This window comes from Baekduia alba (assembly GCF_028416635.1).
Taxonomy (GTDB): domain Bacteria; phylum Actinomycetota; class Thermoleophilia; order Solirubrobacterales; family Solirubrobacteraceae; genus Baekduia; species Baekduia alba.
Map to the genome: position 1 here is coordinate 768,256 of NZ_CP114013.1, position 26,147 is coordinate 794,402.

The window sequence follows — 26,147 nt, forward strand, 5'->3', positions numbered from 1 at the left end:
GATGGGCGTCTCGGCGATCACCCGGCAGGCAGGACCGTCGCGCGGCACCCGTGCCGCGCGACGCGTCGGGGGCCGGGGCCTCACGGGCCTCGGCGTCGGCATCGTGACGCTGTGGCTCAGCGTCATCGTCCTGCTGCCGCTCGCCGCGCTGACCGCCAAGTCGCTGGACGGCGGCCTGGGCGCGTTCTGGGACTCGGTGACCAGCCGCCAGGCCGTCGCGGCGCTGCGGTTCACCATCGTCATCTCGGTCATCGTCGCCGCGATCAACGCGGTCGCCGGCCTGGCGATCGCGTGGACGCTGGTGCGCGACGAGTTCCCGGGCCGCAAGCTCGTCAACGCGGTGATCGACCTGCCGTTCGCGATGCCGACGATCGTCGCCGGCATCACGCTGCTGGCGCTCTGGGGCCCGAAGTCGCCGGTCGGGATCAACCTCGCGTTCACGCAGGCCGCGGTGGCGCTGGCGCTGCTGTTCGTGACGCTGCCGTTCGGCGTCCGCGCGGTGCAGCCCGTGCTGATCGAGCTGGACACCGAGATGGAGCACGCGTCGGCCTCGCTCGGCGCCGGCCCGCTGACCACCTTCCGCCGGATCATCCTGCCCAACCTCGTGCCGGCGATCCTGTCGGGCGCGGCGCTGGCGTTCGCCCGCGCGGTCGGCGAGTTCGGCTCGGTCGTCCTGATCAGCGGCAACAAGCCGTTCGACACGCAGGTGTCGTCGGTCTTCATCTTCAAGCAGATCGAGAGCGACAACGCGACGGGCGCCGCCGCGGTGTCGGTCGTCCTGCTGCTCGTCTCGCTGGTCATGTTGGTGGCCTTGCGCGGGATCGAGTACTGGGGGAACCGCCATGACCATTAACCCGGTCGGCCGCCTGTCGATCCGCTTCTTCGCGCTCGGCTACCTGGCCCTGCTGCTGCTCGTGCCGATCGGCGTCGTGCTGTACCGCACGTTCGAGCCGGGCATCGGCGCGGTCATCGACTCGATCACGACGCCGGCCGCCGTCAGCGCGTTCTGGCTGACGATCGAGATCGCCGCGATCGCCGTCCCGTTGAACACCGTCTTCGGGATCATCGCCGCGCTGCTGCTCGTCCGCTCGCGGATCCGGGGCAAGCGCGTGCTGGAGGCGCTCATCGACCTGCCGTTCGCGATCTCGCCGGTCGTCATCGGTCTGTCGCTGTTCCTGCTCTACGGCCGCACCGGCTGGCTCGGCCCGACGCTGAGCGACGCGGGCATCCAGGTCATCTTCTCCGTGCCCGGCATGGTGCTGGCGACGATCTTCGTCTGCCTGCCGTTCGTCGTGCGCGAGGTGACGCCCGTGCTGCGCGAGATCGGCGACGAGCAGGAGCAGGCCGCCGCGACGCTCGGCGCGTCGCGCTGGCAGGCGTTCTGGCGCGTCACGCTCCCGGCGATCCGCTGGGGCGTGGCCTACGGCATCGTGCTCTCCACGGCGCGCGCGATCGGCGAGTTCGGCGCGGTCTCCGTCGTCTCCGGCAAGATCGCCGGCGACACGATCACGCTGCCGCTGCTCGTCGAGAACCGCTTCTCGAACTTCGACCTGGCCGGCGCCTACGCGGCGTCGGCGCTCATGGCATTGATCGCGCTCGCGACGCTGTTCGCGATGACGCTCCTGCAACGCAAGGGTGGTGGTGGATCTCGATGATCTCGGTCTCCGACGTCAACAAGCACTACGGCGAGTTCCAGGCGCTCCACGACATCTCGCTCGACATCAAGCCCGGCGCGCTGACCGCGCTGCTCGGCCCCTCGGGCTCGGGCAAGTCGACGCTGCTGCGCGTGATCGCGGGCCTCGAGACGCCCGACAGCGGCACGGTGGTCATCGAGGACAGCGACGTCACCAACGTGCCGCCGCAACGCCGCGACATCGGGTTCGTCTTCCAGCACTACGCCGCGTTCAAGCACATGACGGTGCGCGACAACGTGGCCTTCGGCCTGAAGGTCCGCAAGCGCCCGAAGGCCGAGATCAAGGTCAAGGTCGACGAGCTGCTCGGCATCGTCGGGCTCGCCGGCTACCAGGAGCGCTACCCGTCGCAGCTGTCCGGCGGCCAGCGCCAGCGGATGGCGCTGGCGCGGGCGCTGGCGGTCGAGCCCAAGGTGCTGCTGCTCGACGAGCCGTTCGGCGCGCTGGACGCCAACGTCCGCGCTGAGCTGCGCGCCTGGCTGCGCCGCCTGCACGAGGAGGTCCACGTCACGACGGTCCTGGTCACGCACGACCAGGAGGAGGCGATGGAGCTCGCCGACCAGATCGTGGTCCTCAACGACGGCCGCATCCAGCAGGTCGGCGCGCCGCGCGAGGTCTACGACGCGCCGGCCAACGAGTTCGTCATGGGCTTCCTCGGCCCGGTGGCGCGCCTCGGCGGCGGGCTCGTCCGGCCGCACGACCTGGTCCTGCGCGCCGATCCGGAGTCCGGCGCGACCGAGGCGCAGGTCACGCGCGTCGTGCACCTCGGCTTCGAGGTCCGCGTCGAGCTGGAGCTCGCCGGCGATGACGCCGTCGCCGCGCAGCTGACCCGCCACGAGGCCGAGCAGCTCGAGCTGACCGAGGGCGACATCGTCTACGTCCGCCCGAACGCGGTGCCGGCGACGCCGACGGCCGACGGCGACCTGCAGGCCGCCTAGGCGGCCACCGGCGGGTGACCGGGGCTGCCCGCTTCGGCGTCGGCCGTCTCCGCCGCGGTCCTATCGGCGCGTCACCCAGGCCTCGGGGTCCTTCGCCAGGGCCTCGATGTCCTTGGGCAGCTTGCCCGAGGCGAGGTCGGCGAGGGTGACTTGCTCGACGACGCGGCGCAGGGAGGCGCGGACGCCGATCCAGACGCGCTGCAGCGGCTCGGCCGAGCCGGCGTAGTCGACGTCCTCGGGCCGGCCGCCGCGGACGGAGGCCAGCGGGCCCTCGACGGCGCGGATGACGTCGGCGACCGTGATCTCCTCGGCCGGCCGGGCGAGCCAGTAGCCGCCCTCGGCGCCGCGGCGGCTCGTGACCAGGCCGGCGTGCCGCATGTCCGCGAGGATGTTCTCCAGGAACTTCAGCGGGATGCCCTGGGCCTGCGCGACCGCGTCGCCCTTGGTCGGACGCTCGGTCCCCGCAGCGGCCAGCTCGATCGCGGCTCGCACGGCGTAGTCGGCTTTCGCGGAGATGCGCACCGCAGCATCGTTCCAGAAGGGGCGGAGCTACGCGGCGCTGCCGCTTTTCCGGCGGCGGATCGGGTCAGCCGGCGGCGTCCGGGTTGCCGGTGGAGGACTCGCGGTCGGCCTCCTTGTCGGTCGACGAGCTCGGCGCGTCGGTGTCGCCCTCGCGCTTGCGCTCGCCGCCGCCCTCGGTCCCGCCGGGCGTGGTCTCCGGGTAGCCGCCGGACCCCTCCTCCTGCTTGCGGGGATCGTCGGTGTGGTCGGGGCTGCGGTCGTCGTCGGCCATGCCGACGTCCTACCCAGCGCGGACCGTCAGCGACCGGGTGTACGTGCGCCGGGGACCGCCGTCGTTGGGCAGCGTCGTGATCGTGACGACGTACCGCCCGGGCTTCAGGCCCTTGATCCGCTCCGAGCGCCGGCCGGCACGAAGCACGGCCCGCGCGGTCTTGCTCGCCCGCTTCGCGCCGCGCCGCTTGACGCTCACGGTCACCGTCGCGTCCTTGGACAGGACGAACGTCGCGAGCACCTGGCGGTGGCGGCCGCTCAGCGTCAGGGCGCTGAGCCGGAACGGCACCGTGTCGAGGAACGGCGACGGCTTCACGCTCGGCGGCGGCGCGCTGGGCGTGGGCGAGGGCGTGGGGTGCGCGACCTCGGTGCCGCCGACCGTCTGGCCGGCGTCGCCGTCGCCGTCGCCGCCGCCGTTCTCGGCCGGTGGGGCGGGCGTGGCCGACACGGTCACGACGAAGGTGCCGGTCGTGGTGTTGCCCGAGGCGTCGGCGGCGGTGCACGACACGGTCGTCGCGCCGATCGGGAACGAGGAGCCCGACGCCGGCGTGCACGCGAGGCTCGGGCTCGCGTCCTGGTCGTCGCTCACGGTCGGCGTGGCCCATGTGGCGACGGCGCTGCTCGCGCCCGGCGCGGCCGTGACCGCCTGGTCGTCGGGGACCGTGAACGTCGGCGAGACGCCGTCGAAGGCGCCCGACGCGATGGCCGCGGACGAGCCTCCGGTGACGGGGAGGGAGATCGTCGAGGCCTTCGTGTCCATCGTGACCGTCGCGCCCGCGGTGCCCTTGACCGACGGGTAGCCGGTGTAGTTGGCGACCAGGATCACCCCGATCTGATGCCCCGCTGCGAAGGTGTAGTCCTGCGGGAGCAAGGTGATGGGGAACGCGGTCGGCGTGCCGATCGTCACCGCCGCCGGCGTCGTGAGCGACAGCCGGTTGGACGAGTCGAGGATCCCCTTGGTCACGCGCCATTGCGTGACGGTGGTCGGCGGTTGGACGACCTGCTTGTAGCACGCGTCGTAGTCGCCGCGGCTCAGATCCTGCTGGCCCCAGCATGTCTCGGACGACGCGGTGTCGTCCCGGATCCCCTCGCTGCCGACCTGGGCGATGCGCGTGAACGTGGTCGGCGCGTAGTCGACGAGCAGCGCCCCCAGGTTGCTCTGGGTGGTCGAGAGCGAGGCCTTCAGGTCGACCACCGGCGTGCCGGAGATCCGGAGGTCGTGGCGCAGCGGCGCCGACAGGAACACGCGGCGGCCGGTCTGCGCGCCGGCTGGCGTGTTCATCATCACGGTCTCGGACTGTGTGGTCGGGTCCGTCCACGCCACCGTGTCGGTCGCGCCACCCGACGTCAGCCCGACGGTCCCCGCCGCGGTCGCCGACACCCCGCGCAGGTAGAGGCTCACGTCCTGCGTCTGCGGTGCCGGCCAGTCGGCCTCGGCGTGCCAGGCGCCGTCGGCGTCCTCGACGTCGACCCGCGGCTGGTCCATGACGTCGTTGTCGAGGCCGTAGAGCCAGTGGTCGAACCACTTGTGCAGGGTGGCGACCCAGGCGTCGCGCCGCACGTCGAACGGGTCCGCGTGCCCGGCGCGCATCAGCCACAGCTTGCGCGGCACGCCGTTCGCCGCCAGCCCCGCCCACCACGTCGCGAGGTGGTCCATCTTCACGTTGTCGTCCTGCAGCCCGTGCACGGCCAGGACCGAGGCGGTCACGTGGCCGACGTGCGCGAGGTAGGAGCGGTCCTCCCAGAACGCGTTGCGGTCGCCGGTGGCGTCGCCGTCGTCGGCGTCCAGCGTGGCCCACGCCGGCGCGCAGGCCGCCCTGTCGGCGGTGTCGGTCACCGTGCTCGACAGCGTCTTCGGGTAGTGCGTGTTGAACCGGATCCCGCCCATCCGCGAGTACCGGTACCAGTCGTCGATCGCCGACTCGGGCACGATCGTCGTGAGCCCGTGGACCCCCAGGGCGGACACGCCCTCGGTCAGCGTCCCGTCGTAGGACTTGCCGATCATCGCGGCCTTGCCGTTGTGCCAGCTCGCCGCGGTGACCAGGCCGACCGACCTGCTCGGGCCGAGGTAGCCGGACGCGTTCCCCTGCAGCCAGGCGATCACCGACGCCATCGCGCGCACGTCGTCGGCGCCGCCGTGCATGACGCAGCCGGTCGCGTTGGCGGTCCCCAAGGCCTCGGCGTAGACGACGGCGTAGCCACGCGGGACGAAGTAGTTGTCCAGGAACAGCGGCCACTTGTCGTTGACGCCGTCGGCGTCGGCGTCGCCGAGGTACTCGGTCTCGTTGCCGCGGCCGCAGCACGAGTAGTACGGGCTCGGGTCGATGATCGCCGGGACCTTGTCGCCCGCGGCCGTGGCGGGCCGGATGATCTCGATCGCGATCTCGTCGTCGACGCCGTTGTTGTCGCGGTCGACGCCGCTCTGCGGGATGTACACGCGCTGGCGGACGGCCGACGCGTAGGCGCCCACCTGCTCGGCGGTCGTCCCGTCGGGGCCGAGCGTGTACGGGAGAGCGGACGCCGCGCCCGGCGCGAGGAGTGCGCAGGCGGCGACGACGAGGACGACCAGCGATGCACGCGCGCGGACCATGGCGCGCGCACTTTCGCAGAGCACGCGGACGCGGGTGGTCCGTCCGTCGAGGCGCTACAAGAGGCCGAGCGCCTTGCCGGCGCTGTCGGCCAGGTTCAGCAGCGGCGACGGGATGACGCCGAAGACCAGGATCGCGGCGCCGCACAGGACGGCGACGAGCGTGACCTCCCAGTCGGCGCGGTCGGTGATCGGGTCCGCGCCGGCCAGGCGCGGGGCGCCGGAGGCGTCGCGCGTCGCGACGTCGGCCGCGGCCGACGGGCGCATCCACATCGCCGCGACCACCTTGAGGTAGTACCCGAGCGAGATCATCGAGCCGATCACGATCACGACGCCGAGCCAGGTGTAGCCGCCGTCGGCCGCCGCGTCGATCAGCGTGAACTTGCCGATGAAGCCGGCCGTGGCGGGCATCCCGGCCAGCGAGAGCATCGCCAGCGTCATCGGCCACGCCAGCAGCGGGCGCGACGTGCCGAGGCCGTTGACGGCGCGGATGTCGTCGCCGTAGGGCGTCTCGCGCTCGCGCGCCGCGATCACCGCGAACGCGGCGAGGTTCATGAACAGGTAGACCGCGAGGTAGAAGACCGTGGCCTGCACGCCGACCCGCGACGCGACGACGACGCCGGCCAGCAGGTAGCCGGCCTGCGCGACCGAGGACCAGGCGAGCAGGCGCTTCAGCGACGACTGCGACAGCGCGCCGACGTTGCCGACGATGATCGTGATCGCCGCGAGGGTCGCCAGCGCGGGCGCCCAGTCGCGGTGGGCGTCGATCAGCGCGACGTCGAAGATGCGCAGCGCGCCGCCGAACGCGGCGGCCTTCGTCGCGACGGCCATCCACGCGGTGACCGGGGTCGGCGCGCCCTCGTAGACGTCGGGCGTCCACTGGTGGAACGGCGCCACCGACGCCTTGAAGGCCAGGCCGACGAGCGTCAGGCCGATGCCGGTCAGCAGCAGCGAGTCCTTGGCGACGTCGCTGGAGATCGCCTGGGAGATCCCGCGGAAGTCGGTGGCGCCGGTTCCGCCGTAGATGAAGGCCAACCCGTACAGGAACGTCGCCGAGCCGACCGAGCCGATGATGAGGTACTTCAGCCCCGACTCGAGCGAGCGCTCGCGGCGCATCTCGGTCGCGCACAGGACGTAGAGCGGGACGCTCAGCAGCTCCAGGCCGAGGAAGACCGAGACGAGGTTCTGCGCGGCGGCCAGGATGACCATGCCGGCGGCGCTGGTGAGCATCAGCGCGAAGTACTCGCCGTGCGCGGCCTCGCGCGGCGCCAGCGCGCGCCACGACAGCAGCACGGCGCCGATGCCCGTGACCGACACGATGAAGGTGATCATCAGCGTCAGGTCGTCGGAGCGCAGCGCGCCCTGCGAGCCCTTGGCCACGAACAGGTCCTTGGCGTCGTCCCACTGCCAGATGCCCAGCCCGATCGTCGTGGCGAACGCGACGATCGTGAGGAAGGGGACGATCTGCTCACGGATGAACCGCCCGCGCAGCAGGCCGGCGAGCAGCACGACGATCGACCCGCCCAGCAGGGCGATGAGCGGCGAGACGCCGGCCCAGTCGATGGTTGGCTTGGTGACGGCTGCGAGCAACATGGAGGACTACCGGACCGATGCGGGCTTGGGGTGGACGGCGGCGTCGCTGACGACGTTCTCCTCGTGCGCGATCAGCGCCGCGGGGGCGACGGCGCGCGCGATCCCGGGCTCCGCCTTGTGGATCGCGAACTGCGGGTAGACGGCCAGGAAGAGGATCACGGTCACGAGCGGCACGAGGACGAGGCCCTCGCGGAAGCTGATCTCGCGCGACTCGACCTCGGGCCCGACGCGGTTGTGCATCGTCCGGATCAAGAACCGCAGCGAGTAGACCGCCGCCATCCCGACGCCGACGAAGGCGATCGAGGCGATGACCAGCTTGGAGTGGAAGACGCCGAAGAGGATCAGGAACTCGCCGACGAAGTTCGACGAGCCGGGCATCGCCAGGTTGGCGAGCACCACGATCAGGAACAGCGTCGCGAGCACGGGCGCGCGGAACGCGATGCCGCCCATGTCGCGGATGTCCTCGGAGCCGTGCGCGCGCTCGGCGAGGTAGGCGACGATCACGAAGGCGGGGGCGACGACCAGGCCGTGGTTGATCGACTGCAGGATCGCGCCCTGCGAGCCGTCGCCGGTCAGCGAGAAGATCCCGAGCGTGATGAACCCGAGCTGGGCGATCGACGAGTAGCCCAGGATCAGGCGGGCGTCCGTCGTCGTGAAGGCCATCGCCGACCCGTACAGGATCGACCCCAGCGCCAGCACCAGCATCAGGTCCTGGAAGTGCACGGCGGCGTCCGGGAAGATCGGCAGCACGACGCGCAGGAAGCCGTAGGCGGCGACTTTGGACAGCACGGCCGAGAACACGGCCAGCACCGGCAGCGGCATGTTCTTGTAGCCGTCGGGCATCCAGCCGTGGACCGGGAACGCCGGCATCTTGACCCAGAAGGCCGCGGCGAAGCAGAGGAAGATCCACTCCTGCGAGCCCTTGCCCAGCGGCGACGCCTGGAGGTCGCTGAAGGCGAAGGACAGGTCGTTGCCGGTCTGCTGCGACACCAGGACGCCGGTGGCGATCGCCGCGGCGAGCATCAGCAGCGAGCCGACCAAGGTGTAGATGAACAGCTTGGTGATCGCCGCGACGCGCGTCCCCTCCGGACCGTAGATGCCGGCCAGGAACAGGAACGGCAGCAGCATCAGGTCGAAGAACAGGACGAAGAGCGCCAGGTCCTGCGCCATCAGCGCGCCGAGCACGGCGCTCTCGGCGAGGCCGAAGAAGAAGAACAGCTGGCCGCCGTGCTCCCACTCCTTCATCGCCGCCCAGATCAGGCACACCAGGAAGATGAACGCGGCGAGCGCGATCAGGTACAGGTTGAGCCCGTCGAGCCCGAGCTTGTAGTGGATGCCCAGGGGCTTGATCCACATCTGGTCGGTGGCGTCCTGCAGCCCCTTGGCGCCGCGTTCGAAGTCGGCGATCGCCCAGAGCGTCCACGCGAACGTGCCGAGGGCGCCGAGGATCGCCAGCGCGCGGGAGGCGACGCCCGGCAGGAACAGCCCGAGGAACGCCGCGGCGGCGGGCAGCCAGAGGGGGATGGAGAGAGGAAGGCTCACGAGGACTGGATCAGGAAGTACAGGATCACGGCACCGGCACCGACCAGCAGCAGCGCCGCGTAGGCGCGCAGGAAGCCGGACTGCAGGGCGCGGACGGCGGCGGAGCCGGCGCGCACGATGCCCGACGTCCCGCCGACGAGCGTGCCGTTGACGAACACGCGCTCGAAGGTCTGCTGGCCGAAGCGGCCGAACCAGGCGAACGGGCGGACGACCAGCAGGTCGATCAACTCGTCGAAGTACCACTTGTTGACGAAGAACCTGTGCAGCGCGGGCACGCGCTCGCGGATGCGGACGGCGATCTCGCCGTCGGCCTTGCCCCAGATGGTGTAGGCGATGAAGATGCCCAGCACGCCGAGGCCGGCGCCGAGCACCAGGCCGAACCAGAGCTTGCCGTTGCTCGCCGCGACGTGCACGGACGAGCCGGCGAACGTCGGCTCCAGGAAGGTGTCCAGCCACGTCGTCGTCTTCGGGATCAGCACGACCCCGCCGACGGTCGCCAGCACGGCCAGCGTGCCCATCGCGACCTTCATCGGCAGCGCGCGCTCGGCGATGTGGTGCTCGGGGCCCGGGAAGCCGACGTCGGTGTCCTCGACCTCGCCGTTGGCGGGGTTCGTGGCCTGCGGCGCGTGGTACAGGTGGCCGTGCTCAAGCTCGCGCGCCTGCTCGACCGGCTCGCCCCAGAAGGCGCGGAAGATCATGCGCCACGTGTAGACCGCGGTCATCAGCGCCGCGACGTAGCCGGCGACGTAGAGGATCCAGTGCCAGCCGCCGGCCTCGGCCTCGAAGAGCAGGATCTCGTCCTTGGAGAAGAACCCTGAGAACGGCGGGACGCCGGACAGCGCGAGGCCGCCGATCACGAAGCAGAGGAACGTGAACGGCATCGCCTTGCGGAAGCCGCGCATGCGATCGAGGCTCTGGTCGCCGCCCATCGCGCTGATCAGCGAGCCGGCGGACATGAACAGCAGCGCCTTGAAGAACGCGTGCGTCATGAGGTGGAACAGGCCGGCGACGTACGCGCCGGAGCTCACGCCCATGATCATGTAGCCGATCTGGGACATCGTCGAGTAGGCGATGACGCGCTTGAGGTCGGTGACGACCATGCCGATCGTCGCGGCGACGACGAGCGTGACGGCGCCGACGATCGTCCCGACGTCGGCCGCGGCGACCGACTGCTCGAAGAGCGGGTGCATGCGGGCGATCAGGTACACGCCGGCGGTGACCATCGTCGCGGCGTGGATCAGGGCGCTGACGGGCGTCGGGCCCTCCATCGCGTCCGGGAGCCACGTGTGGAACGGGACCTGGGCGGACTTCGCGAACGCGCCGATCAGCAGCAGGATCAGGCCGGCGGTCAGGTCGCCGTGGTGGTTGGCGCCGATCTCCTTGGCCTGCGCGAACGTCCCCAGGAGGTCGAGCGTGTGCGAGCTCTTGAGGATGAAGAACGTGCCGAGGGTGAGGCCGATGTCGCCGACGTGGTTGATGACGAAGGCCTTGATGCCGGCGCTGGTCGCCGTCGTGCGGCGGTACCAGAAGGAGATCAGCAGGTAGGACGCCGCGCCCACGAACGCCCAGCCGACGATCAGCAGCAGGAAGTTCGCCGCCAGGACCAGCAGCAGCATGCTGAAGACGAAGTAGTTCAGGTACGCGAAGAACCGGTTGTACCCGCGGTCGCCCGACATGTAGGCGAACGAGTAGAGGTGGATCAGCGTCGAGACGCCGGTCACGACCAGCATCATCAGGATGCTGAGCGGATCGACGAGGATCGACAGGTGGGCGTCGACCTGGCCGACGACCACGTAGTCGTAGAGCGAGGAGACGAGCTGGCGGTGCTCCTCCTCGCGGCCCTGCAGGGAGAACAGCGCGATGACCGCGAAGACGAAGGCGCCGGCCAGCGCGGCCGTGCCGATGAGGCCGGCCGTCTTGTTCTTGATGACCTTGAACCCGAGGCCGTTGATGACCGCGCCCGCGAGCGGACAGGCCAGCGCGAGCCAAGCGGCGGTGGTGGGACTCATCTAGCCGTGCAGCTCCCGCATCTCGTCGACGTCGATCGGCAGGCGGCGGCGGAACATCGCCACCACCAGGCCCAGGCCGATGCAGACCTCGCAGGCCGCGACCACCATGACGATGATCGCGAAGATCTGGCCGTCGCCGTTGCCCCACATGCGGGCGAAGGCGATCAGGGCCAGGTTGGAGGCGTTGAGCATCAGCTCCAGGCAAAGGAGGATGACCAGCGGGCTGCGGCGCGTGAGCACGCCGGCCGCGCCGATCGAGAAGACGATGGCGGAGACGGAGAGGTACCAGCCGATGTCCATTACCAGCCGCCGTCCTCGATCGCGGGGGTCTCGTCGTCCTCGGCGCCGCGCGCCGCGGTGATCGCGGCCGGCTGCAACGAGGCGGTGGGGTTGATGTCGCCCACGCCCTCGGCGATGGAGCCGGTGCCGTCGGGCAGGCGCGCGGGGATCGGGTGGAGGAACTCCTCGTCGGAGCCCTCCAGCCCGCCGCGGCGGCGCGCCAGCACGACGGCGCCGACGGCGGCCATCAGCAGCAGGAACGACGCGGCCTCGAACGGGAAGAGGAAGCGGGTGAGCAGCAGCTCGCCGATCGCGGCCGGCGTGCCGAAGCCCGCCTCGTAGCCGGCGCCCTTGGAGTCGATGCCCTTCAGGCCCGACCCGAGCACCGCGATGAGCAGCTCGACGGCGAGCAGGCTCGCGAAGACGATCGACGCGGCCTTCAGCCCTGGTCCGCCGGCGGGCCGCACGGGCTCGTCCTGGGAGCCGACGTAGGCCACCACGAAGACGTAGAGCACCATGACGGCGCCCGCGTAGACGACGACCTGCGCCGCGGCGATGAACTCGGCGCGCAGCAGCAGGAAGAGCGCGGCCAGCGACAGCAGGTGACACACCAGCGCCAGCACGGAGTAGAAGGGGTTCGGCAGCGTGGCGACGCCGACGGCGCCGACGATCGCTCCGATTGCCGCGATGAAGAAGAAGACAGCAGCCATGGTTAGCGTGGACCTGGGACCGCCCGGACCGAGGCTACTCGCCCTCGCCCCGGAGCGGCGTGCGCTCGAAAGGCTCGGCGAGCAGCATCTCCTTGGTGAAGATGAGGTCGTTGCGGTTGTAGTCCGACATCTCGAAGTCGTTGCCCATCGTGATCGCGTCGAACGGGCACGCGACCTCGCAGTAGCCGCAGAAGATGCAGCGGCTCAGGTTGATCTCGTAGACCGCGGCGTAGCGCTCACCGGCCGACACGCGGTTCTCCGGCGTGTTCTCGGCGGCGACGACGCGGATGCAGTCCGACGGGCAGGCCGCGGCGCACAGCGAGCAGCCGACGCACTTCTCCAGGCCGGTGTCCTCGAACTTGTGGAGGCGATGCCGGCCGCGGAAGCGCGGGTAGACCGGGATCTTCTCCTCGGGGTAGGAGACGACCGACACCGGCGCGACGGACTGGCGCAGCGTGGTCTTCAGACCACGCAGCGTCTCGCCGAAGGCACGGTAGAAGGAGCCGGGACCGCCGAGGCGGTCGGGGCTGTCGACGACGTGGAGCTCGTCCGCGGACGGAGGCCAGGGGGACATGCTTAGTCGGTCACCACCAGGATGATCGCGGTCACGAGGGCGTTGAGGGTGGCGAGGGGCAAGAGCACCTTCCACCCGAGGGACATCAGCTGGTCGTAGCGCAGACGGGGGAACGTCGCGCGCGCCCAGACGAAGAAGAAGATGAACACCATGGCCTTGCCGATCACGACGATCGGGTCGACCCATCCAGGCGGGTGGATGCCGAACGGCAGCCACCAGCCGCCGAGGAACACCGTGACCATGATGAACGACGCCACGACCATGTTGAGGTACTCGGCGAAGTAGTACGTGGCGAAGCGGCCGCCGCCGTACTCGGTGTTGTAGCCGCCGACCAGCTCGCCGTCGGCCTCGACGAGGTCGAAGGGCGGGCGGTTGGTCTCGGCGAACGAGGCCAGCAGGAAGATCAGGAAGGCGACGAACTGCGGGACGATGTACCACATCCCGGCCTGGCCCTTGACGATGTCGACGAGCGACAGCGACTGGGCGGTCATGACCACGCCCACGAGCGCCAGGCCCTGGGCGACCTCGTAGGAGATCAGCTGCGCGGCGGCGCGCATCGCGCCCAGGAACGAGTACTTCGAGCCTGACGACCAGCCGCCGAGCATGATCCCGTAGAACGCGATCGAGCCGAAGGCGAAGAGGTAGAGCGGCCCGATCGAGGAGTCGACGCCGTAGAGCCCCGTCTTGGTCCCGAAGATGTCCTGGACGTCGCCGAACGGGACGATCGCCAGCGCGGCGACCGCGGTGACGATCGAGATCAGCGGCGCGAGCGCGAACATCCAGCCGATCGACGTCCGCGGGCGGAACTGCTGCTTGAACAGCAGCTTGCCGATGTCGGCGATCGGGGTCAGCGCGCCGAACGGGCCCACGCGGTTCGGGCCGTAGCGGTTCTGCATGCGGCCCATGACCTTGCGGTCGGCCATCAGCGCGACCGGCACGATCTGGAGGCCGACGGCGAAGATGACGATCGCCTTGGCGATCTGCATCCACCACGGCTCGTAGTAAAGGACGTCTGCGAGGATCACGATTGGGCTCAGCTCAAGGGGCTACGAAAGGGTGGGCACCGCGGCGCCCTTGCGGATCTCGACGAGCGGGCCGTCGACGCCGTTGCCCTCGAGGAAGGCGCTGCCGACGGGGATCGCCGCGCGGACGCTGACGGTCGCCTCGACCACGTCGGCGGCGTCGTCGCCGACGACGACCTTCTCGCCGTCGAACACGCCGAGGCGCTTGGCGTCGGTCGGCGACAGCTCGACGCGCGTGCGCGCCTTGAGGAACTGGAGGGCGGGCGAGTTGGCGACCTCGGGGCCGGCCCAGATCGACCGGTAGGTGCCGATGCGCACGCGGCCGTTGGCCTCCGGGCCTGCCGCCGGCGGAGCCGGCGCGGCGGTGGGCGTGGTGGGCGCGCTCGCGGGCCACGCGGCCGCCGCGTCGGCGACGGCCGGCCAGCGCAGGCCCTTGCCGCCGATGAGGTCGAGCGTGAGGCCGTTGTAGAACGGCACCGCCGCGAAGAGCTGCTGGCTGGCCATCGGGCCGGTGAGGACGCGGACGTCGTCCAGGCCGACGCGCTTGGCGATCTCGCTGATGACCCACCAGCCCGCGCGTGTCTCGCCCTGGCGGGCGATCGCCTGGCGCAGGCGCTGCACGCGGCCGTCGGGGTGCACGACGGTGCCCTCGTGCTCGGCGTGCGACTCGGCGGGGAAGACGACGGTGGCGTGCTCGCGCACGCCCGCGGTGAGGTAGCCGGCGTGCGCGACGATCGTCGACGCGCGCTCCAGGCCCTCGTCCCACCGCGCCCGGTGCGGGTGGGTCTCCAGCGGGTCGGCGTTGACGAGCCAGAGCGCGGCGAGCTCGCCGTCGGCGGCCGCGGCGGCGATGCCGGCGGCGTCGCGGCCGGCCGCGACGGGCGCGAGGCCCGGGCCGGCGAAGGGCAGGACGCCGACCTCGCGCAGGCCGCGCGCGTTCGCCGAGGACGGGACGCCGAGGAGGCCCGCCCCGTCGCGGCCGCGCAGGCCCAGCGTGTCGGCGATGGCGACGAGCGCGGCGGCGCCGGCCGGATCGGTCAGGACGCGCTCGCCGTAGACGACCACGACGTCCTCGCCGCCGTCGCGCAGCAGCGCGACGAGGTCCGCGAGCTGCTCAGGCACCTCGCCGGGGTGGGCGGGATCGAGTCCGGCGGCGATCAGCGCGGCGGCGCGCGCCTCGTCGCCGGGGGCGAAGCGGACGACCTGCTGGGCGTTGGGGTCCAGCGACGACGGGCGCGACGTGGCGACCGCGAGCTTGACGCGGTTGCGGCGCACGCCCTTGCGGATGCGGAGGTCCACGATCGGCATGTCGTCGACCGGCTCGACGCCGAGCGTCAGGACCGTGTGGGCGAACTCGAGGTCCGGGACCGTCGCCTGCAGCGCCGGGTCGTGCAGCGCGAGCAGGTCCTCGCGGCCGACGGTGTCGAAGATGCGCGAGTCGAGGTCGTTGGTGCCCAGGCCGGCGCGCGCGACGTGCTGGAGGAGGAAGCCCTCCTCGTTGGTCGTGCCGCCGCCGGCCAGGACGCCGACGCGGCCGCCGGCGCGGCGCAGGCCCGCCGCCGCCTCGTCCAGCGCGCGCTCCCACGAGACGGGGCGCAGCTCGCCGCCGTCGCGGACCATCGGCTCGGTGATGCGCTCGTCGACGTGGATGGCCTGGTAGGCGAAGCGCCCGCGGTCGCAGAGCCAGCCGTCGTCGACCTCGTCGTTGTCGCGGGCCAGGACGCGCAGGACGCGCTCGTCGCGGACCGTGAAGGTGAGGTTGCACTGGCCCGGGCACAGCGTGCAGACGCCGCCGGCGCCCTCGATGTCCCACGGGCGCGCGCGGAAGCGGTAGGGCTGGCTCGTCAGCGCGCCGACGGGGCAGAGCTCGGTGATGTTGCCGCTGAACGGCGCGACGTAGGGGTGGCCGTCGAACGTGCCGACGAACGTGTGCGCGCCGCGCTCCTGGAAGACCAGCTGGTAGTCCTCGGAGACCTCTTGGGAGAAGCGCACGCAGCGGTAGCAGAGGATGCAGCGCTCGCGGTCGATCGCGATCAGCGGCGAGAGCTCGAGCGGCTTCTCGAAGTGGCGCTTGGGCTCGATGAAGCGCGAGCGGCCGCCGCCCCAGCCGAAGGAGATGTCCTGCAGCGGGCACTCGCCGCCCTTGTCGCAGACCGGGCAGTCGAGCGGGTGGTTGATCAGCAGGAACTCGACGACGGCCTGCTGGGCGGTCTTGACGCGGTCGGTCTGGGTGTGGACGACCATCCCGTCCTTGACCGGCGTGGAGCACGCGGTCTGGAGCTTCGGGATGCCCTCGATCTCCACCAGGCACATGCGGCACGCGCCGACGGGCTGGCCGAGCTTGGGCTCGTAGCAGAAGACCGGGATCTCGACGTCGCCGTGCTTGGCGCCGTCGACCAACATGATGTTCTCGGGAGCGGTGACCTCCCGGCCATCGATCGAGAAGGTGACCAACTTGGTCTCGGGACGAGGCATGGGGCTACGCGACTCGCTTGACGGTCGTGGCGTTCACGGAAGGGCGGCAGCGCTGGCCCGTCATGCGACGGCTCCCTGGAGGAGCGCCAGGTCGGGCGCGCCCTCGTCATCGTCGGCGATCAGGTCGTTGGCGGCGCGCGCGGCCTCGATGTGGGCCTCGAACTCGTCGCGGAACTTGGCGACCATGGAGCCGACGGGCATCGCCATCGCGTCGCCGAGGACGCACAGGCAGTTGCCGATGATCTGCTCCTGGACCGAGGCCATGATGTCGAGGTCCATCGGCGTGGCGAGGCCGGACTGGATGCGCTCGAGCATCTTCACGGTCCAGTTGGTGCCCTCGCGGCACGGCGTGCACTTGCCGCAGGACTCGTGCCGGTAGAACTCGGCGAGCCACAGGCAGACGTCGACGACCGAGTTGGAGTCGTCGACCACGATGATCGCGCCCGAGCCCAGCATGGACCCGGCCTTGGCCAGCGTGTTGAAGTCGTAGGGGAGGTCGAGGTCGTCGGCCGTCAGGACCGGCGACGACGAGCCGCCCGGGAACCACAGCTTGATCTCGCGCCCGTCGTCGGGGCCGCCGGCCAGGCCGTAGATGATGTCGCGGCTGGACATGCCCAGCTCGATCTCGTAGTTGCCGGGGCGCTGGACGTTGCCCGAGATCGAGATGAGCTTCGTGCCGGTGGAGCCCTCGGCGCCGATCGTCGCGTACTCGGCGCCGCCCATCTCGACGATCAGCGGCACGGTCGCCAGCGTCTCGACGTTGTTGATGAGCGTCGGGCCCTGGTAGAGGCCCTGGTTGGCCGGGAACGGCGGCTTGAGGCGCGGGTTGCCGCGCTTGCCCTCGAGCGAGTCGAGCAGGCCGGTCTCCTCGCCGCAGATGTAGGCGCCCGCGCCGCGGTGGACGGCGAGGCTGAGCGAGTGGCCGGTGCCGAGGATGTTGTCGCCGAGGAAGCCCGCGTCGAAGGCCTCGACCAGCGCGGCGTCCAGGATGTCGGCCTGCTGGACGTACTCGCCGCGGATGAAGATGAACGCGCGGTTGGCGCCCGCCGCGTAGGCGGCGATGATCATGCCCTCGATCAGCAGGTGCGGGATCTTCTGCATGAGCTCGCGGTCCTTGAAGGTCCCGGGCTCGGACTCGTCCGCGTTGCAGACCAGGTACTTGTCCATCGTGCCCTTGGGCATGAAGGACGCCTTCATGCCCATCGAGAAGCCGGCGCCGCCGCGGCCGCGCAGGCCGGACGCCTTGAGCTCCTCGACCAGCGCCTCGGGCGGCATGGTCAGGGCCTTGCGCAGACGATCGCCGTAGCCGCCGCGGCGCTTGTACACCTCGAGGGTGTGCAGGCCGGGCTCGTCGATGTTGTCGAAGATGAGGGGCTGCTGGGCCATCAGGCTCGCTCGCTTCGCATCTTCGAGTCGAAGATGAGGGGCTGCTGCGGGGTGCTCACTCGGTGTCCTCTTCCGGCTGGGACGGCGCCTGCTCGAGGGGTGCGACCGGCTCGTCGGGCGGGTCCGGCACGCCCATGGGCGGGCCGAAGGACGAGGGCTCGGCGGGCAGCGGGACGCCGCCCGGCGCGGGGCGGTCGATCTCGGACTCCACCTGCGCGAAGTCGGTGCCCACCCGGTCCCACTCGCGGGTGTTGGCGTGGGGGTCGGCCGACGGGCGCTTGATGAGCTGCTTGGCCGGGAGCGGGTCGGCGCCGTCGCGCACCTGGCGCGCCAGCTCGGCGACCTCGCCGTCCTCGACCGGGCCGACGAACACGCCGTTGACCGAGACCATCGGGGCGATGTCGCAGGCGCCGAGGCACTCGAAGCCGCGTACCTGGACGTCGGGGTCGTCGCCGACGGCCTCCTGCATCTCGGCCAGCAGCTTGCGGCCGCCGCGCAGCGAGCAGGAGATGTTGGTGCACACGTAGACGCGCTTGTGGCCCACGGGCTGCGTGTCCAACATGTCGTAGAACGACGCGACGGCGATCAGGTAGGCCGGCGTCAGCCGCATCACGCACGCGACCTGGCGGAACGCCTCGGGCGAGCACCAGCCGTGCAGCTCCTGCGCGGCGGCCAGCGCCGGGATCGCCGCGCTGCGGCGGTCCGGGTACTTGGCGATGTGGTGCTCGATCTCCTCGCGCAGGGCGGCGGGCACCGGCGTGGTCGCCGGGTCCGGGATCTCCTGCGGGTCCTTGCTCAGGTCGACGGAGTCGTCCCAGCCGGGGACGCGGGAGCCGTGGGCGAAGCGCTTGACGTCGGGAAGCGACATGAAGGTCTTGCTCCTGCCTCTACCGATCCACGCCGCCGAGCACCGGGTCCATCATCGCCAGCGTGGCGATGAGGTCGGCGATGTAGGCGTCCTTGACCATCGGGAGGGTGGCCTGGAGGTTCACGAAGGAGGGGTCGCGCATGTGCACGCGCGCGGGCTTGCTCGAGCCGTCGGAGCGGATGAACACGCCGTACTCGCCGCGCGGGCCCTCGATCGGGTAGTAGACCTCGCCCGGCGGGACGCGGAAGCCCTCGGTCACCAGCTTGAAGTGGTGGATCAACGCCTCCATCGACGTCGCCAGCTCGTGGCGCGGCGGCAGCGCGACCTTGCGGTCCTCGGTGATGTGCGGACCCTCGGGCAGCCCGGCGAGGGCCTGCTCGATGATCTTCACCGACTCCTTCATCTCCTGCATCCGGACGGCGTAGCGATCGTAGTTGTCGCCGTTCTTGCCGATCGGGATCTTGAAGTCGAAGTCCTCGTAGGAGGAATAGGGCATGGCCTTGCGCAGGTCCCACGGGTTGCCGGCGGCGCGCAGCAGCGGGCCGGTGACGCCGAGTCCCTCGAGCGTCTCGACGTCCAGCGGGCAGGTGCCGCGCAGGCGGCGCAGGGCGATCTCGTTGCGGTCCAGGAGGTCGAGGTACTGGTCGACCTTGGCCGGCATCTCCTGGCAGAACTTCGCGAGCTTCTCGGCCCAGCCGGCGGGGATGTCCTCCATCACGCCGCCGACCTGGAAGTAGCGCGTGTGCATGCGCTGGCCGGAGCTGTACTCGAAGAGGTCGAGGATCGTCTCGCGCTCGCGGAAGCAGTACCACCAGACCGTCACGGCGCCGAGGTCCAGCATCGACGTGCCGAGCCACACCAGGTGGCTCATGATGCGGTTCAGCTCCATGTGGATGACCCGCAGGTACTGCGCGCGCTTGGGGACCTCGACCTCGAGCAGCGTCTCGGTCGCGCCGCAGAAGGCCATCGCGTTGAAGTAGTAGGCCAGGTAGTCCATCCGCTCGATGACGGGGATGGCCTTCCAGTAGGACTTGTCCTCGGCGGTCTTCTCGATGCCGGTGTGGACGTAGCCGATGATCGGCTTGAGGTCGCGGACGACCTCGGCCTCGAGCGTCACGAGCAGGCGCAGCACGCCGTGCGTCGCGGGGTGGTGCGGACCCATGTTGAGGGTCAGCAGCTCCTGGTCGGGCGCGGGCGCGGCCAGCGTCTGGGAGCGCTGGAAGACGTCGACGCGCTCCTCCTCGGAGCGGTAGTCGGTGCTGACGTCGATGCTCATGCCTGACCGTCGATTCCGATCGTGTAGTCCTTGCCCGCCGTCTCCGCGGCGGTGAAGAGGACGGGCTCGCCGCCGAGCGGGAAGTCGCGGCGCTGCGGGTGGCCCTCGTAGTCCTCGGGCATCAGGATGCGGCGCAGGTCCGGGTGGCCCTCGAAGAGCACGCCGAACATGTCGTACACCTCGCGCTCCTGGTGGTTGGCGGTCGGCCACTTCACCGTGACCGACGGCACCAGCGGGGCGTCGACCGGCACGCGCAGCTTGATCGTGAGGCGGTCGAGCGCGTCGCGGTCGAGCAGCTCGTACTGCACGCCGAGGCGCGGCTCCTCGGGGAAGTAGTCGAGGCCGTGCACGCTCATGAGGTGCTTGAAGCCCTTGGCGCGCAAGGTCTCCAGCACCGCGCCGATGGTGCCGGGCGCGACGTTGATCGCGCCGGTGCCGCGGAAGAACTCGGTGCCCAGTACGGCGTCGTCGCCGTGGGCTTCGCGCAGGTCCTGGGCCAGCAGCTCGGTGCCGGGCGCGTCAGGCACCGGCCGGCTCCTCGGTGCTGCTCCGCAGGAGCTCCTCGCCCTCGTCGGGCAGGACCTCGACCGTGCGCTCGGCGCCGTAGCGCTCGCGCCAGCCCATGCTCGGGTCGCTGTGGACCATCGAGCGCAGCTTGAGGATCCCGTGCATCAGCGCCTCGGGGCGCGGCGGGCAGCCCGGGACGTGGACGTCGACCGGGAGGAACTTGTCGGCCGGGACGATGGCGTAGTTGTTGAAGACGCCCATCGAGCTGCTGCACGCGCCCATGGCGATGGCGTACTTCGGGTCGAGCATCTGGTCGTAGATGCGCCGGACGATCGGCGCCATCTTGATCGAGACGCGGCCCGAGAGGATCAGGAGGTCGGCCTGGCGCGGGGACGCGCGGAAGGCCTCGAAGCCGAAGCGGGCGATGTCCAGGCGCGCGCCGACGACCGACATCATCTCGATCGCGCAACAGGCCAGGCCGAAGGTCGCGGGGAACAGCGAGTTGCCGCGGGCCCAGTTGGCGGCACGGTCGAGCGTCGTCGTGATGACGCGCTCCTGGACGTACTGCTCCATGTCGGCGTCGCTGAGGTCGCCGCGGAGCATGTCGCGCGCCTGCAGCTGGCGGATGCGGAAGTCCTCCGCGTTGCCCGCCTTCTCCCGCTTGATGATCTCCATGAGTTCCTACCGTTCTAGCGCCACTCGAGGGCGCCGCGTCGCCACACGTAGATGAACGCCACGACCAGCAACACGATGAAGACGGCGGTCTCGATCAGGGCGAAGGTCCCGAAGGCCCGCAGCTGCACGGCGATCGGGTAGAGGAAGACGACCTCGATGTCGAACAAGATGAACAACATCGCGATCAGGTAGAAGCTGATCCCGAAGCGGAAGCCCTGGTGGACCTCGGAGGGCATGCCGCTCTCGTAGGGGTCCGCCTGGTAGGTCGTGGGGGTCTTCGGCTTGGGCCCGAGCAGGCTGCCGGCGCTGACGAACAGCGCACCGACGAGACCGCCGAGGCCGAGGAAGACGATGGCTGGAAGGTACGTCCGGAGCACTCGGCCTCTCGTTGTATCACCAACTTGTAACTTGCTGCCACAAAGTGGCGCTCCGCACTTGCACACCACCGCCATGACCGAAGCCGCGCACGTCCTTGCCCTCCTGGTGGCGATCTCGAACGGGATCGCCGGGGTGGTGTCCGCCGTTCTCTGGTGGCGGGTCGAGCCTCATCGCTTCGCATGGGTGCTCATCCGTGTCGGCCAGGCGCTGGCGATCGCCCAGGCGATCGGCGCCGGCGTTCTGGCTGCAATGGGCCTGGATCCGGCCGACTCGCTCTACTGGTTGTACGCCTTGCTGCCCGTAGTGGTGTCGTTCGTGGCCGAGCAGCTGCGGCTGGCGTCCGCCCAGCTCGTGCTCGACGGGCGCGACCTCGAGGACGCGCAGGCGGTCGGGCGGCTGCCGGAGGACGAGCAGCGCTCGATCGTGCTCCAGATCGTCCGCCGCGAGATGGGCGTGATGTCCGCCTCGGCGCTCGTGATCGCGTTCCTGGCGCTGCGCGCGCTGGGAACGGTGTAAGCGTCCTGACGGTCAGGCGAGGCGGCCGAAGCCGCCGCGGAAGAACAGCAGCGGATCGTTCAGCGCGCCGGGGCTGTCATCGGCGCTGAGGTGCGTCACGCGGCCGATGCCGATCGTGTGGTCGCCGGCCGGCGTCAGCGTGTCGAGGTCGCAGGCGATCCACGCCAGCGCGTCGTCCAGGACCGGGACGCCGTGGGCGACCGTGTGCGTCACGGCCTCGAACTTCTCCTGGGCCAGGCGCTTGGAGGCGAACAGCTTGGCCATGTCCTCCTGGCCGGCGCGCAGGACGTTGACCGCGAAGCGCCGCGCCTGGGCGACGACCGGGAGCGTCCGGGAGCCGTTGTCGAACGCGACGAGCAGCAGCAGCGGGTCGAGGCTGAGGCTCGTGACCGCGTTCGTGGTCAGTCCGGCGGGGCCGTCGTCGCCGTGCGCGGTGACGATGGCGACGCCGGTGGCGAAGCTCCCGATCACCTCGCGGTAGCGCGCCGGGTCGACTGCTGGCGTCGTCTCCATCGTCGATGAGCGTAGTTCAGACGCGGGCGCCGACCAGGTTGCCGCCGTATCGAGAGCGATCGCGTGAACGTCTATGAAGCGATCGATTCGAGGTCGGCGCCCGCGTCGACCCTCAGTTCGCGACGAACGTCACGATCCCTTCGCCAGTCGCCCTTCAGCGCTCGATCGCGTCAAAGCCGCGCGTATCGCGGACTTGACGCGATCCACTGAGGAGATCGTGCAACTCGACGGCGACCGAGGCCGGGTCATCGACGATCTGGCGGTCGGTGAAGCGCGCGACGCGCCAGCCCTCGCGGAGGAGTTGCCGATCGCGAGCGCGATCGGCGTCGAAGGCGCGGCGCGTCCGGCCGTGGAAGGTCCAGCTGTCCACCTCGACGATCAGGAGGTGGTCTGGCCATCGGAAGTCCGACTCGCGGACGCCGTCGTAGCGGTTGACCTGCGGTCGAGGGAGGTCGCGGTCGAGGCAGAGCTGCAACATCGACGCCTCGAGATCGCTGCGTGTCGTCGACACCCCGTTGCCGTGCATGTCGGCGAGCAGCGCGACGAGCGCCCGCCGTCCCGGGCGGCCCGGATGGGCGTCGAGCACGGCACGCACGGCGACGAGGTCGAACACCTCGGCCTGCTCGGCGCGCTCGACGGCCCGGCGGAGGTGATGGGCTGGGACTACCGCAGCCAGGTCGATGAGCGTCCGGGGGATGGTCGTCGTCGGCACGCCGCGCTCGACCGAGCGTTCCTCGCGTGGGAGGTCGGTCGAGTGGTGGACGATCCGCCCGCGTCGCTTGGCGGTTCCGCCGCGCCCGGGCATGGTCAGCTCGACGAACGCGCCGGTCCAGGGGCGGATGCCCCACAGCGCCGCCGCGCTGCGATGGCTCGCGACAGCTCGCTCGCCGGCCGCGAGCACGAACGCCAGCATCCATCCTTCGCGCCGAAGCTCGGCGTGCCCGACGGCGTAGACCCCGCGCTGCAGGGTGATCAGCCGACCGGTCGCGCGCCGGTGGTCGATCGCGTCGCTGCCGAGCCCGGCGCGCAGCAGCTGCCGCCGGGTCACCACCCCGTGCTGCCGCGCGGCGAGCGCCTGGATCTCGCGTTCGATCGCGTCAAGTCCGCCCATATGGCGGAATAGGCGCGATCCGTCGGAGACTCGCCCCCCCTCGGGGCTACTTCTGCACCACCTTGAGCTCGCCGTACTGGCCGAGGTCGTCGTGGTTGCCGATCGTGCACGTCAGCCGGTACTTGCCGGGCTTGAGCGTGATCGCGGCCTGCTCGGAGCCGTGCTCGCCGGGATGGAGCGTGTCGGTCCGGCCGTAGGTGATCGGCTCCTCGCCGTCCTCGGGGTCGAGGGACTCGATCGCGAGGTTGTGCGTGAGCCGGCCCTTGTTGACCGCTTCGAGGTGGATCCGGCCGGCTGGGACCTCGAAGTTCTCCGGTCGAATCCGGTACTCGTCGAGGGTCACGTGGAGCACGCTGTCCTTCGCGGAGGTGTACGACGGTCCGTCGCCGCACCCCGCGACTGTCAGCGCGCCCAGGAGGAGGAGGGCGGCAAGCCTGCGCATGAAAGGGTCCCGTATGATGCCCGGCCGCATGCCTCGCCGTCCCCTGATCGCCCTCGCCGCCGTCATGGCAGCCGCCGTCGCGGCCGTCGGCTGCGGCCAGGAGAGCAACGACATCAAGCAGCCCACGGCCTCCGCGCCGCACTTCGAGGGCATCGACCAGCAGTACGCCGCCGGCGCCAAGCTGTTCGTCGAGCGCTGCTCCGGCTGCCACAACCTGGGCATCGTCGGTGCCGAGGGCGGCGCGCTGAAGGTCAAGGACCGCGAGCGCGTCGACGGCCCGAACTTCAACGTCCGCAAGGAGGATCGCGACTCGATCCTCTACGCGATTCGCAACGGCGGGTTCTCCGGCGCGATCATGCCGCAGGACATCGTCGTCGGGAAGGAAGCCGAGCAGGTCGCCGACTTCCTCGCGAAGTACGCCGGGCACGGCAAGTCCAAGAACGCCCGGAACTAGCCGCGACTCTCCGCGGCCGCGCCCCAGGCACGGCAAGTCCAAGAACGCCTGGAACTAGCCGCGACTCTCCGCGGCCGCGCCCAGGCACGGCAAGTCCAAGAACGCCCGCAACTGAGTCGCCGCGCGCTCGCCGGTAGGCTCCGGCGCCGTGCTCGACCTCAGGCTGATCCGACGGGACCCCGACGCCGTGCGCGCCGCGCTGGCGCGCCGTGGGGAGTCCGACGTCGGGAGGCTCGACCGCGTGATCGAGCTCGACGCGCGGCGCCGTGAGATCCTGCCGCGCCTCGAAGGCCTGCGCGCCGAGCAGAACGCGGCCAACCAGGCGATCGCCGCCGCCAAGAAGGCCGGCGAGGGCGCCGACGAGGCGATCGCGAAGATGCGCGCGGTCGCGTCCGAGGCCAAGGGCCTCAACGACGAGCTCGCCACCGTCGACGCCGACCTGACGCCGGCGCTCGCGCAGCTGCCGAACCTGCCCGATGAGACCGCGGCGCCGCAGGACACCGTCCTGCGCGAGGTCGGCGAGCCGTGGGTCCCGGAGTGGCCGGTCCGCGACCACCTCGAGCTCGCCGGGCCCGACCGCATCGACACGGAGCGCGGCGCGCGCCTGTCGGGCTCGCGCTTCGCCTACCTGCGCGGCGACGTCGCGCGGCTGGAGCTCTCGCTCGTCTCCTGGGTGCTCGACCTGCTGTCCGAGCAGGGGTTCGAACCGGTCATCCCGCCGGTCCTCGTGCGCGAGGAGGCCCTGTACGGCACCGGCTTCCTGCCCGACACCGAGCAGCAGATCTACCACCTGCCCGCCGACGACCTGTACCTCGTCGGGACCTCCGAGGTCGCGCTCGCGTCGCTGCACGCGGGCGAGATCCTCGAGGCGCTGCCCATGCGCTACGCCGGGTTCTCGCCGTGCTTCCGCCGCGAGGCCGGCGCCGCCGGCAAGGACACGCGCGGGATCTTCCGCGTGCACCAGTTCGACAAGGTCGAGATGTTCTCGTTCGTCGAGCCGAGCGCGGCGCGCGACGAGCACGAGCGCCTGCTGGCGATCGAGGAGTCGATCATGCAGGCGCTGAACCTGCCCTACCGCGTGGTGAACATCGCGGTCGACGACCTCGGCGCGAGCGCGGCGAAGAAGTACGACATCGAGGCGTGGCTGCCGTCGCAGAAGCGCTACCGCGAGCTGACGTCGACGTCCAACACCACCGACTACCAGGCCCGCCGCCTGGAGATCCGGTACCGGCCCGACGGCGCCGGCGGCAAGGCCAAGCCGGAGGTCGTGCACACGCTCAACGGCACCGCGGTCGCGGTCGGCCGGACGCTGATCGCGGTCCTCGAGAACGGTCAGCAGGAGGACGGCTCGGTCGCCCTGCCCGAGGCGCTGCGCGCCTACGGGGCGCCGGCGTCGCTGCCGCCCGCCGGCTGAGTCGCCCGGACCGCGGCGAGCGCCGGCTCGACGCCGGCGTGGATGGGGAACGTCGCGTCCAGCCTCGTGATCTCGAACAGCCGCAGGACGGTCGGGTTCTGGCACACCAGCGCCATCGCGCCGCCCGCGCGCGTCACGCGGCGCAGCGCGTTGAGCAGGACGCTGAGGCCGGTCGAGTCGATGAACATGACGCCGCTGAGGTCCAAGACGATCGCGATGCGGCCGGCGTCGACGGCGGCGGCGAGGACGCCGCTGAACTCGGGTACGGTCGAGACGTGGATCTCGCCGTCGACGGCGATCACGGTCGTGCGGGCGTCCACGTCACGCGCGCGCGTGCGGAACCTGGGCTCGGCGAAGGACACGGCGCGAGCTAGCCTCGTCGTTCTCGGCACACG

27 protein-coding genes are annotated in these 26,147 nt (G+C 70.8%); 6 read left to right on the forward strand and 21 right to left on the reverse strand.

Annotated elements, in window-relative coordinates; genetic code table 11:
• The first annotated feature begins 1 nt into the window (after window position 1).
• The 3 genes from cysT to DSM104299_RS03685 are packed head-to-tail and all read left to right on the forward strand — an operon-like array spanning window position 2 to window position 2,629.
• Window positions 2-853, forward strand: a complete 852-nt coding sequence (cysT, locus tag DSM104299_RS03675) for a sulfate ABC transporter permease subunit CysT (protein WP_272475941.1) — start codon at window positions 2-4, stop codon at window positions 851-853.
• Window positions 843-1,655, forward strand: a complete 813-nt coding sequence (gene cysW, locus DSM104299_RS03680) for a sulfate ABC transporter permease subunit CysW (protein WP_272475942.1) — start codon at window positions 843-845, stop codon at window positions 1,653-1,655. The genes cysT and cysW overlap by 11 nt, the downstream gene beginning before the upstream one ends.
• Complete coding sequence (locus DSM104299_RS03685) at window positions 1,652-2,629, forward strand: sulfate/molybdate ABC transporter ATP-binding protein (RefSeq protein ID WP_272475943.1); 978 nt, start codon at window positions 1,652-1,654, stop codon at window positions 2,627-2,629. Before cysW ends, DSM104299_RS03685 begins: the two co-directional genes overlap by 4 nt.
• Window positions 2,630-2,689: 60 nt before the next feature.
• Here DSM104299_RS03685 and DSM104299_RS03690 read toward each other — a convergent pair whose 3' ends face one another.
• The 17 genes from DSM104299_RS03690 to DSM104299_RS03770 all read right to left on the reverse strand — a co-directional run bounded on the left by DSM104299_RS03690 (window position 2,690) and on the right by DSM104299_RS03770 (window position 21,301).
• Complete coding sequence (locus DSM104299_RS03690) at window positions 2,690-3,151, reverse strand: RrF2 family transcriptional regulator (RefSeq protein ID WP_272475944.1); 462 nt, start codon at window positions 3,149-3,151, stop codon at window positions 2,690-2,692.
• A gap of 64 nt (window positions 3,152-3,215) precedes the next feature.
• Window positions 3,216-3,422: a hypothetical protein gene (locus tag DSM104299_RS03695; RefSeq protein WP_272475945.1), complete on the reverse strand. Its 207-nt coding sequence runs from the start codon at window positions 3,420-3,422 to the stop codon at window positions 3,216-3,218.
• A 9-nt stretch (window positions 3,423-3,431) separates the two neighbouring features.
• A complete protein-coding gene (locus tag DSM104299_RS03700) occupies window positions 3,432-6,011 on the reverse strand; it encodes a CocE/NonD family hydrolase (RefSeq protein ID WP_272475946.1) in 2,580 nt (859 codons plus the stop codon).
• Between the two features lie 54 nt (window positions 6,012-6,065).
• The gene (locus tag DSM104299_RS03705) at window positions 6,066-7,601 is read right to left on the reverse strand and encodes an NADH-quinone oxidoreductase subunit N (RefSeq protein ID WP_272475947.1); all 1,536 of its coding nucleotides are present in this window, start codon (window positions 7,599-7,601) and stop codon (window positions 6,066-6,068) included.
• A gap of 6 nt (window positions 7,602-7,607) precedes the next feature.
• A complete protein-coding gene (locus DSM104299_RS03710) occupies window positions 7,608-9,143 on the reverse strand; it encodes a complex I subunit 4 family protein (protein WP_272475948.1) in 1,536 nt (511 codons plus the stop codon).
• Window positions 9,140-11,152 (reverse strand): NADH-quinone oxidoreductase subunit L, encoded by a 2,013-nt coding sequence (gene nuoL / locus DSM104299_RS03715; protein WP_272475949.1) that lies wholly within the window; start codon window positions 11,150-11,152, stop codon window positions 9,140-9,142. Before nuoL ends, DSM104299_RS03710 begins: the two co-directional genes overlap by 4 nt.
• Window positions 11,153-11,452: an NADH-quinone oxidoreductase subunit NuoK gene (nuoK, locus tag DSM104299_RS03720; RefSeq protein ID WP_272475950.1), complete on the reverse strand. Its 300-nt coding sequence runs from the start codon at window positions 11,450-11,452 to the stop codon at window positions 11,153-11,155. It lies immediately after the preceding gene.
• A complete protein-coding gene (locus DSM104299_RS03725) occupies window positions 11,452-12,141 on the reverse strand; it encodes an NADH-quinone oxidoreductase subunit J family protein (protein WP_272475951.1) in 690 nt (229 codons plus the stop codon). The genes nuoK and DSM104299_RS03725 overlap by 1 nt, the downstream gene beginning before the upstream one ends.
• 34 nt (window positions 12,142-12,175) lie before the next feature.
• The gene (locus tag DSM104299_RS03730; RefSeq protein ID WP_272475952.1) at window positions 12,176-12,715 is read right to left on the reverse strand and encodes a NuoI/complex I 23 kDa subunit family protein; all 540 of its coding nucleotides are present in this window, start codon (window positions 12,713-12,715) and stop codon (window positions 12,176-12,178) included.
• A gap of 2 nt (window positions 12,716-12,717) precedes the next feature.
• Window positions 12,718-13,740, reverse strand: coding sequence for an NADH-quinone oxidoreductase subunit NuoH (gene nuoH / locus DSM104299_RS03735; protein ID WP_272475953.1), 1,023 nt, complete (start codon window positions 13,738-13,740; stop codon window positions 12,718-12,720).
• Window positions 13,741-13,761: 21 nt separating this feature from the next.
• Window positions 13,762-16,212 (reverse strand): NADH-quinone oxidoreductase subunit NuoG, encoded by a 2,451-nt coding sequence (gene nuoG, locus DSM104299_RS03740; RefSeq protein ID WP_272475954.1) that lies wholly within the window; start codon window positions 16,210-16,212, stop codon window positions 13,762-13,764.
• A gap of 60 nt (window positions 16,213-16,272) precedes the next feature.
• Window positions 16,273-17,598: an NADH-quinone oxidoreductase subunit NuoF gene (nuoF, locus tag DSM104299_RS03745; RefSeq protein ID WP_272475955.1), complete on the reverse strand. Its 1,326-nt coding sequence runs from the start codon at window positions 17,596-17,598 to the stop codon at window positions 16,273-16,275.
• A 55-nt stretch (window positions 17,599-17,653) separates the two neighbouring features.
• Complete coding sequence (locus DSM104299_RS03750) at window positions 17,654-18,466, reverse strand: NADH-quinone oxidoreductase subunit NuoE family protein (RefSeq protein WP_272475956.1); 813 nt, start codon at window positions 18,464-18,466, stop codon at window positions 17,654-17,656.
• Between the two features lie 19 nt (window positions 18,467-18,485).
• On the reverse strand, window positions 18,486-19,742 hold the full coding sequence (gene nuoD, locus DSM104299_RS03755; RefSeq protein ID WP_272475957.1) for an NADH dehydrogenase (quinone) subunit D: 1,257 nt from the start codon (window positions 19,740-19,742) through the stop codon (window positions 18,486-18,488).
• Window positions 19,739-20,269, reverse strand: coding sequence for an NADH-quinone oxidoreductase subunit C (locus DSM104299_RS03760; protein ID WP_272475958.1), 531 nt, complete (start codon window positions 20,267-20,269; stop codon window positions 19,739-19,741). The genes nuoD and DSM104299_RS03760 overlap by 4 nt, the downstream gene beginning before the upstream one ends.
• Window positions 20,262-20,852, reverse strand: coding sequence for an NADH-quinone oxidoreductase subunit B (locus DSM104299_RS03765; protein WP_349294520.1), 591 nt, complete (start codon window positions 20,850-20,852; stop codon window positions 20,262-20,264). The genes DSM104299_RS03760 and DSM104299_RS03765 overlap by 8 nt, the downstream gene beginning before the upstream one ends.
• An 86-nt stretch (window positions 20,853-20,938) precedes the next feature.
• Complete coding sequence (locus DSM104299_RS03770; protein WP_272475959.1) at window positions 20,939-21,301, reverse strand: NADH-quinone oxidoreductase subunit A; 363 nt, start codon at window positions 21,299-21,301, stop codon at window positions 20,939-20,941.
• Window positions 21,302-21,374: 73 nt separating this feature from the next.
• On the opposite strand from DSM104299_RS03770, the gene DSM104299_RS03775 reads away from it, so the two are divergent.
• The gene (locus DSM104299_RS03775) at window positions 21,375-21,818 is read left to right on the forward strand and encodes a hypothetical protein (RefSeq protein WP_272475960.1); all 444 of its coding nucleotides are present in this window, start codon (window positions 21,375-21,377) and stop codon (window positions 21,816-21,818) included.
• Window positions 21,819-21,830: 12 nt separating this feature from the next.
• On the opposite strand, the gene DSM104299_RS03780 is transcribed toward DSM104299_RS03775, so the two are convergent.
• From DSM104299_RS03780 to DSM104299_RS03790, 3 genes are all read right to left on the reverse strand, one after another.
• On the reverse strand, window positions 21,831-22,331 hold the full coding sequence (locus DSM104299_RS03780; protein WP_272475961.1) for a flavin reductase family protein: 501 nt from the start codon (window positions 22,329-22,331) through the stop codon (window positions 21,831-21,833).
• Window positions 22,332-22,485: 154 nt separating this feature from the next.
• On the reverse strand, window positions 22,486-23,442 hold the full coding sequence (locus DSM104299_RS29495) for a type IV toxin-antitoxin system AbiEi family antitoxin domain-containing protein (RefSeq protein ID WP_432419760.1): 957 nt from the start codon (window positions 23,440-23,442) through the stop codon (window positions 22,486-22,488).
• A gap of 46 nt (window positions 23,443-23,488) precedes the next feature.
• Window positions 23,489-23,785, reverse strand: coding sequence for a hypothetical protein (locus tag DSM104299_RS03790; RefSeq protein WP_272475963.1), 297 nt, complete (start codon window positions 23,783-23,785; stop codon window positions 23,489-23,491).
• 127 nt (window positions 23,786-23,912) lie between these two features.
• Here DSM104299_RS03790 and DSM104299_RS03795 point away from each other — a divergent pair, with 127 nt between their 5' ends.
• Both DSM104299_RS03795 and serS read left to right on the forward strand, forming a co-directional pair.
• Window positions 23,913-24,338 (forward strand): c-type cytochrome, encoded by a 426-nt coding sequence (locus tag DSM104299_RS03795; protein WP_272475964.1) that lies wholly within the window; start codon window positions 23,913-23,915, stop codon window positions 24,336-24,338.
• A 148-nt stretch (window positions 24,339-24,486) separates the two neighbouring features.
• Window positions 24,487-25,752, forward strand: coding sequence for a serine--tRNA ligase (serS, locus tag DSM104299_RS03800; RefSeq protein ID WP_272475965.1), 1,266 nt, complete (start codon window positions 24,487-24,489; stop codon window positions 25,750-25,752).
• On the opposite strand, the gene DSM104299_RS03805 is transcribed toward serS, so the two are convergent.
• Entirely contained in the window at window positions 25,716-26,114 is a 399-nt protein-coding gene (locus DSM104299_RS03805) for an STAS domain-containing protein (protein ID WP_272475966.1), read from the reverse strand. The two genes, serS and DSM104299_RS03805, sit on opposite strands and share 37 nt — an antisense overlap.
• Window positions 26,115-26,147 lie beyond the last annotated feature (33 nt).

Excerpts from the sequence above, each read along its gene's own strand:
- DSM104299_RS03700 (WP_272475946.1), bottom strand. The coding sequence starts at position 6,011 with ATGGTCCGCGCGCGTGCATCGCTGGTCGTCCTCGTCGTCGCCGCCTGC.
- DSM104299_RS03685 (WP_272475943.1), top strand. The coding sequence starts at position 1,652 with ATGATCTCGGTCTCCGACGTCAACAAGCACTACGGCGAGTTCCAGGCG.
- nuoL (WP_272475949.1), bottom strand. The coding sequence starts at position 11,152 with ATGAGTCCCACCACCGCCGCTTGGCTCGCGCTGGCCTGTCCGCTCGCG.
- nuoD (WP_272475957.1), bottom strand. The coding sequence starts at position 19,742 with ATGAGCATCGACGTCAGCACCGACTACCGCTCCGAGGAGGAGCGCGTC.
- DSM104299_RS03730 (WP_272475952.1), bottom strand. The coding sequence starts at position 12,715 with ATGTCCCCCTGGCCTCCGTCCGCGGACGAGCTCCACGTCGTCGACAGC.
- DSM104299_RS03775 (WP_272475960.1), top strand. The coding sequence starts at position 21,375 with ATGACCGAAGCCGCGCACGTCCTTGCCCTCCTGGTGGCGATCTCGAAC.
- nuoF (WP_272475955.1), bottom strand. The coding sequence starts at position 17,598 with ATGGCCCAGCAGCCCCTCATCTTCGACAACATCGACGAGCCCGGCCTG.
- DSM104299_RS03750 (WP_272475956.1), bottom strand. The coding sequence starts at position 18,466 with ATGTCGCTTCCCGACGTCAAGCGCTTCGCCCACGGCTCCCGCGTCCCC.
- DSM104299_RS03795 (WP_272475964.1), top strand. The coding sequence starts at position 23,913 with ATGCCTCGCCGTCCCCTGATCGCCCTCGCCGCCGTCATGGCAGCCGCC.
- nuoG (WP_272475954.1), bottom strand. The coding sequence starts at position 16,212 with ATGCCTCGTCCCGAGACCAAGTTGGTCACCTTCTCGATCGATGGCCGG.
- DSM104299_RS03695 (WP_272475945.1), bottom strand. The coding sequence starts at position 3,422 with ATGGCCGACGACGACCGCAGCCCCGACCACACCGACGATCCCCGCAAG.
- cysW (WP_272475942.1), top strand. The coding sequence starts at position 843 with ATGACCATTAACCCGGTCGGCCGCCTGTCGATCCGCTTCTTCGCGCTC.
- DSM104299_RS29495 (WP_432419760.1), bottom strand. The coding sequence starts at position 23,442 with ATGGGCGGACTTGACGCGATCGAACGCGAGATCCAGGCGCTCGCCGCG.
- DSM104299_RS03705 (WP_272475947.1), bottom strand. The coding sequence starts at position 7,601 with ATGTTGCTCGCAGCCGTCACCAAGCCAACCATCGACTGGGCCGGCGTC.
- DSM104299_RS03765 (WP_349294520.1), bottom strand. The coding sequence starts at position 20,852 with ATGCTCCGCGGCGACCTCAGCGACGCCGACATGGAGCAGTACGTCCAG.
- cysT (WP_272475941.1), top strand. The coding sequence starts at position 2 with ATGGGCGTCTCGGCGATCACCCGGCAGGCAGGACCGTCGCGCGGCACC.
- DSM104299_RS03725 (WP_272475951.1), bottom strand. The coding sequence starts at position 12,141 with ATGGCTGCTGTCTTCTTCTTCATCGCGGCAATCGGAGCGATCGTCGGC.
- nuoK (WP_272475950.1), bottom strand. The coding sequence starts at position 11,452 with ATGGACATCGGCTGGTACCTCTCCGTCTCCGCCATCGTCTTCTCGATC.
- DSM104299_RS03780 (WP_272475961.1), bottom strand. The coding sequence starts at position 22,331 with ATGGAGACGACGCCAGCAGTCGACCCGGCGCGCTACCGCGAGGTGATC.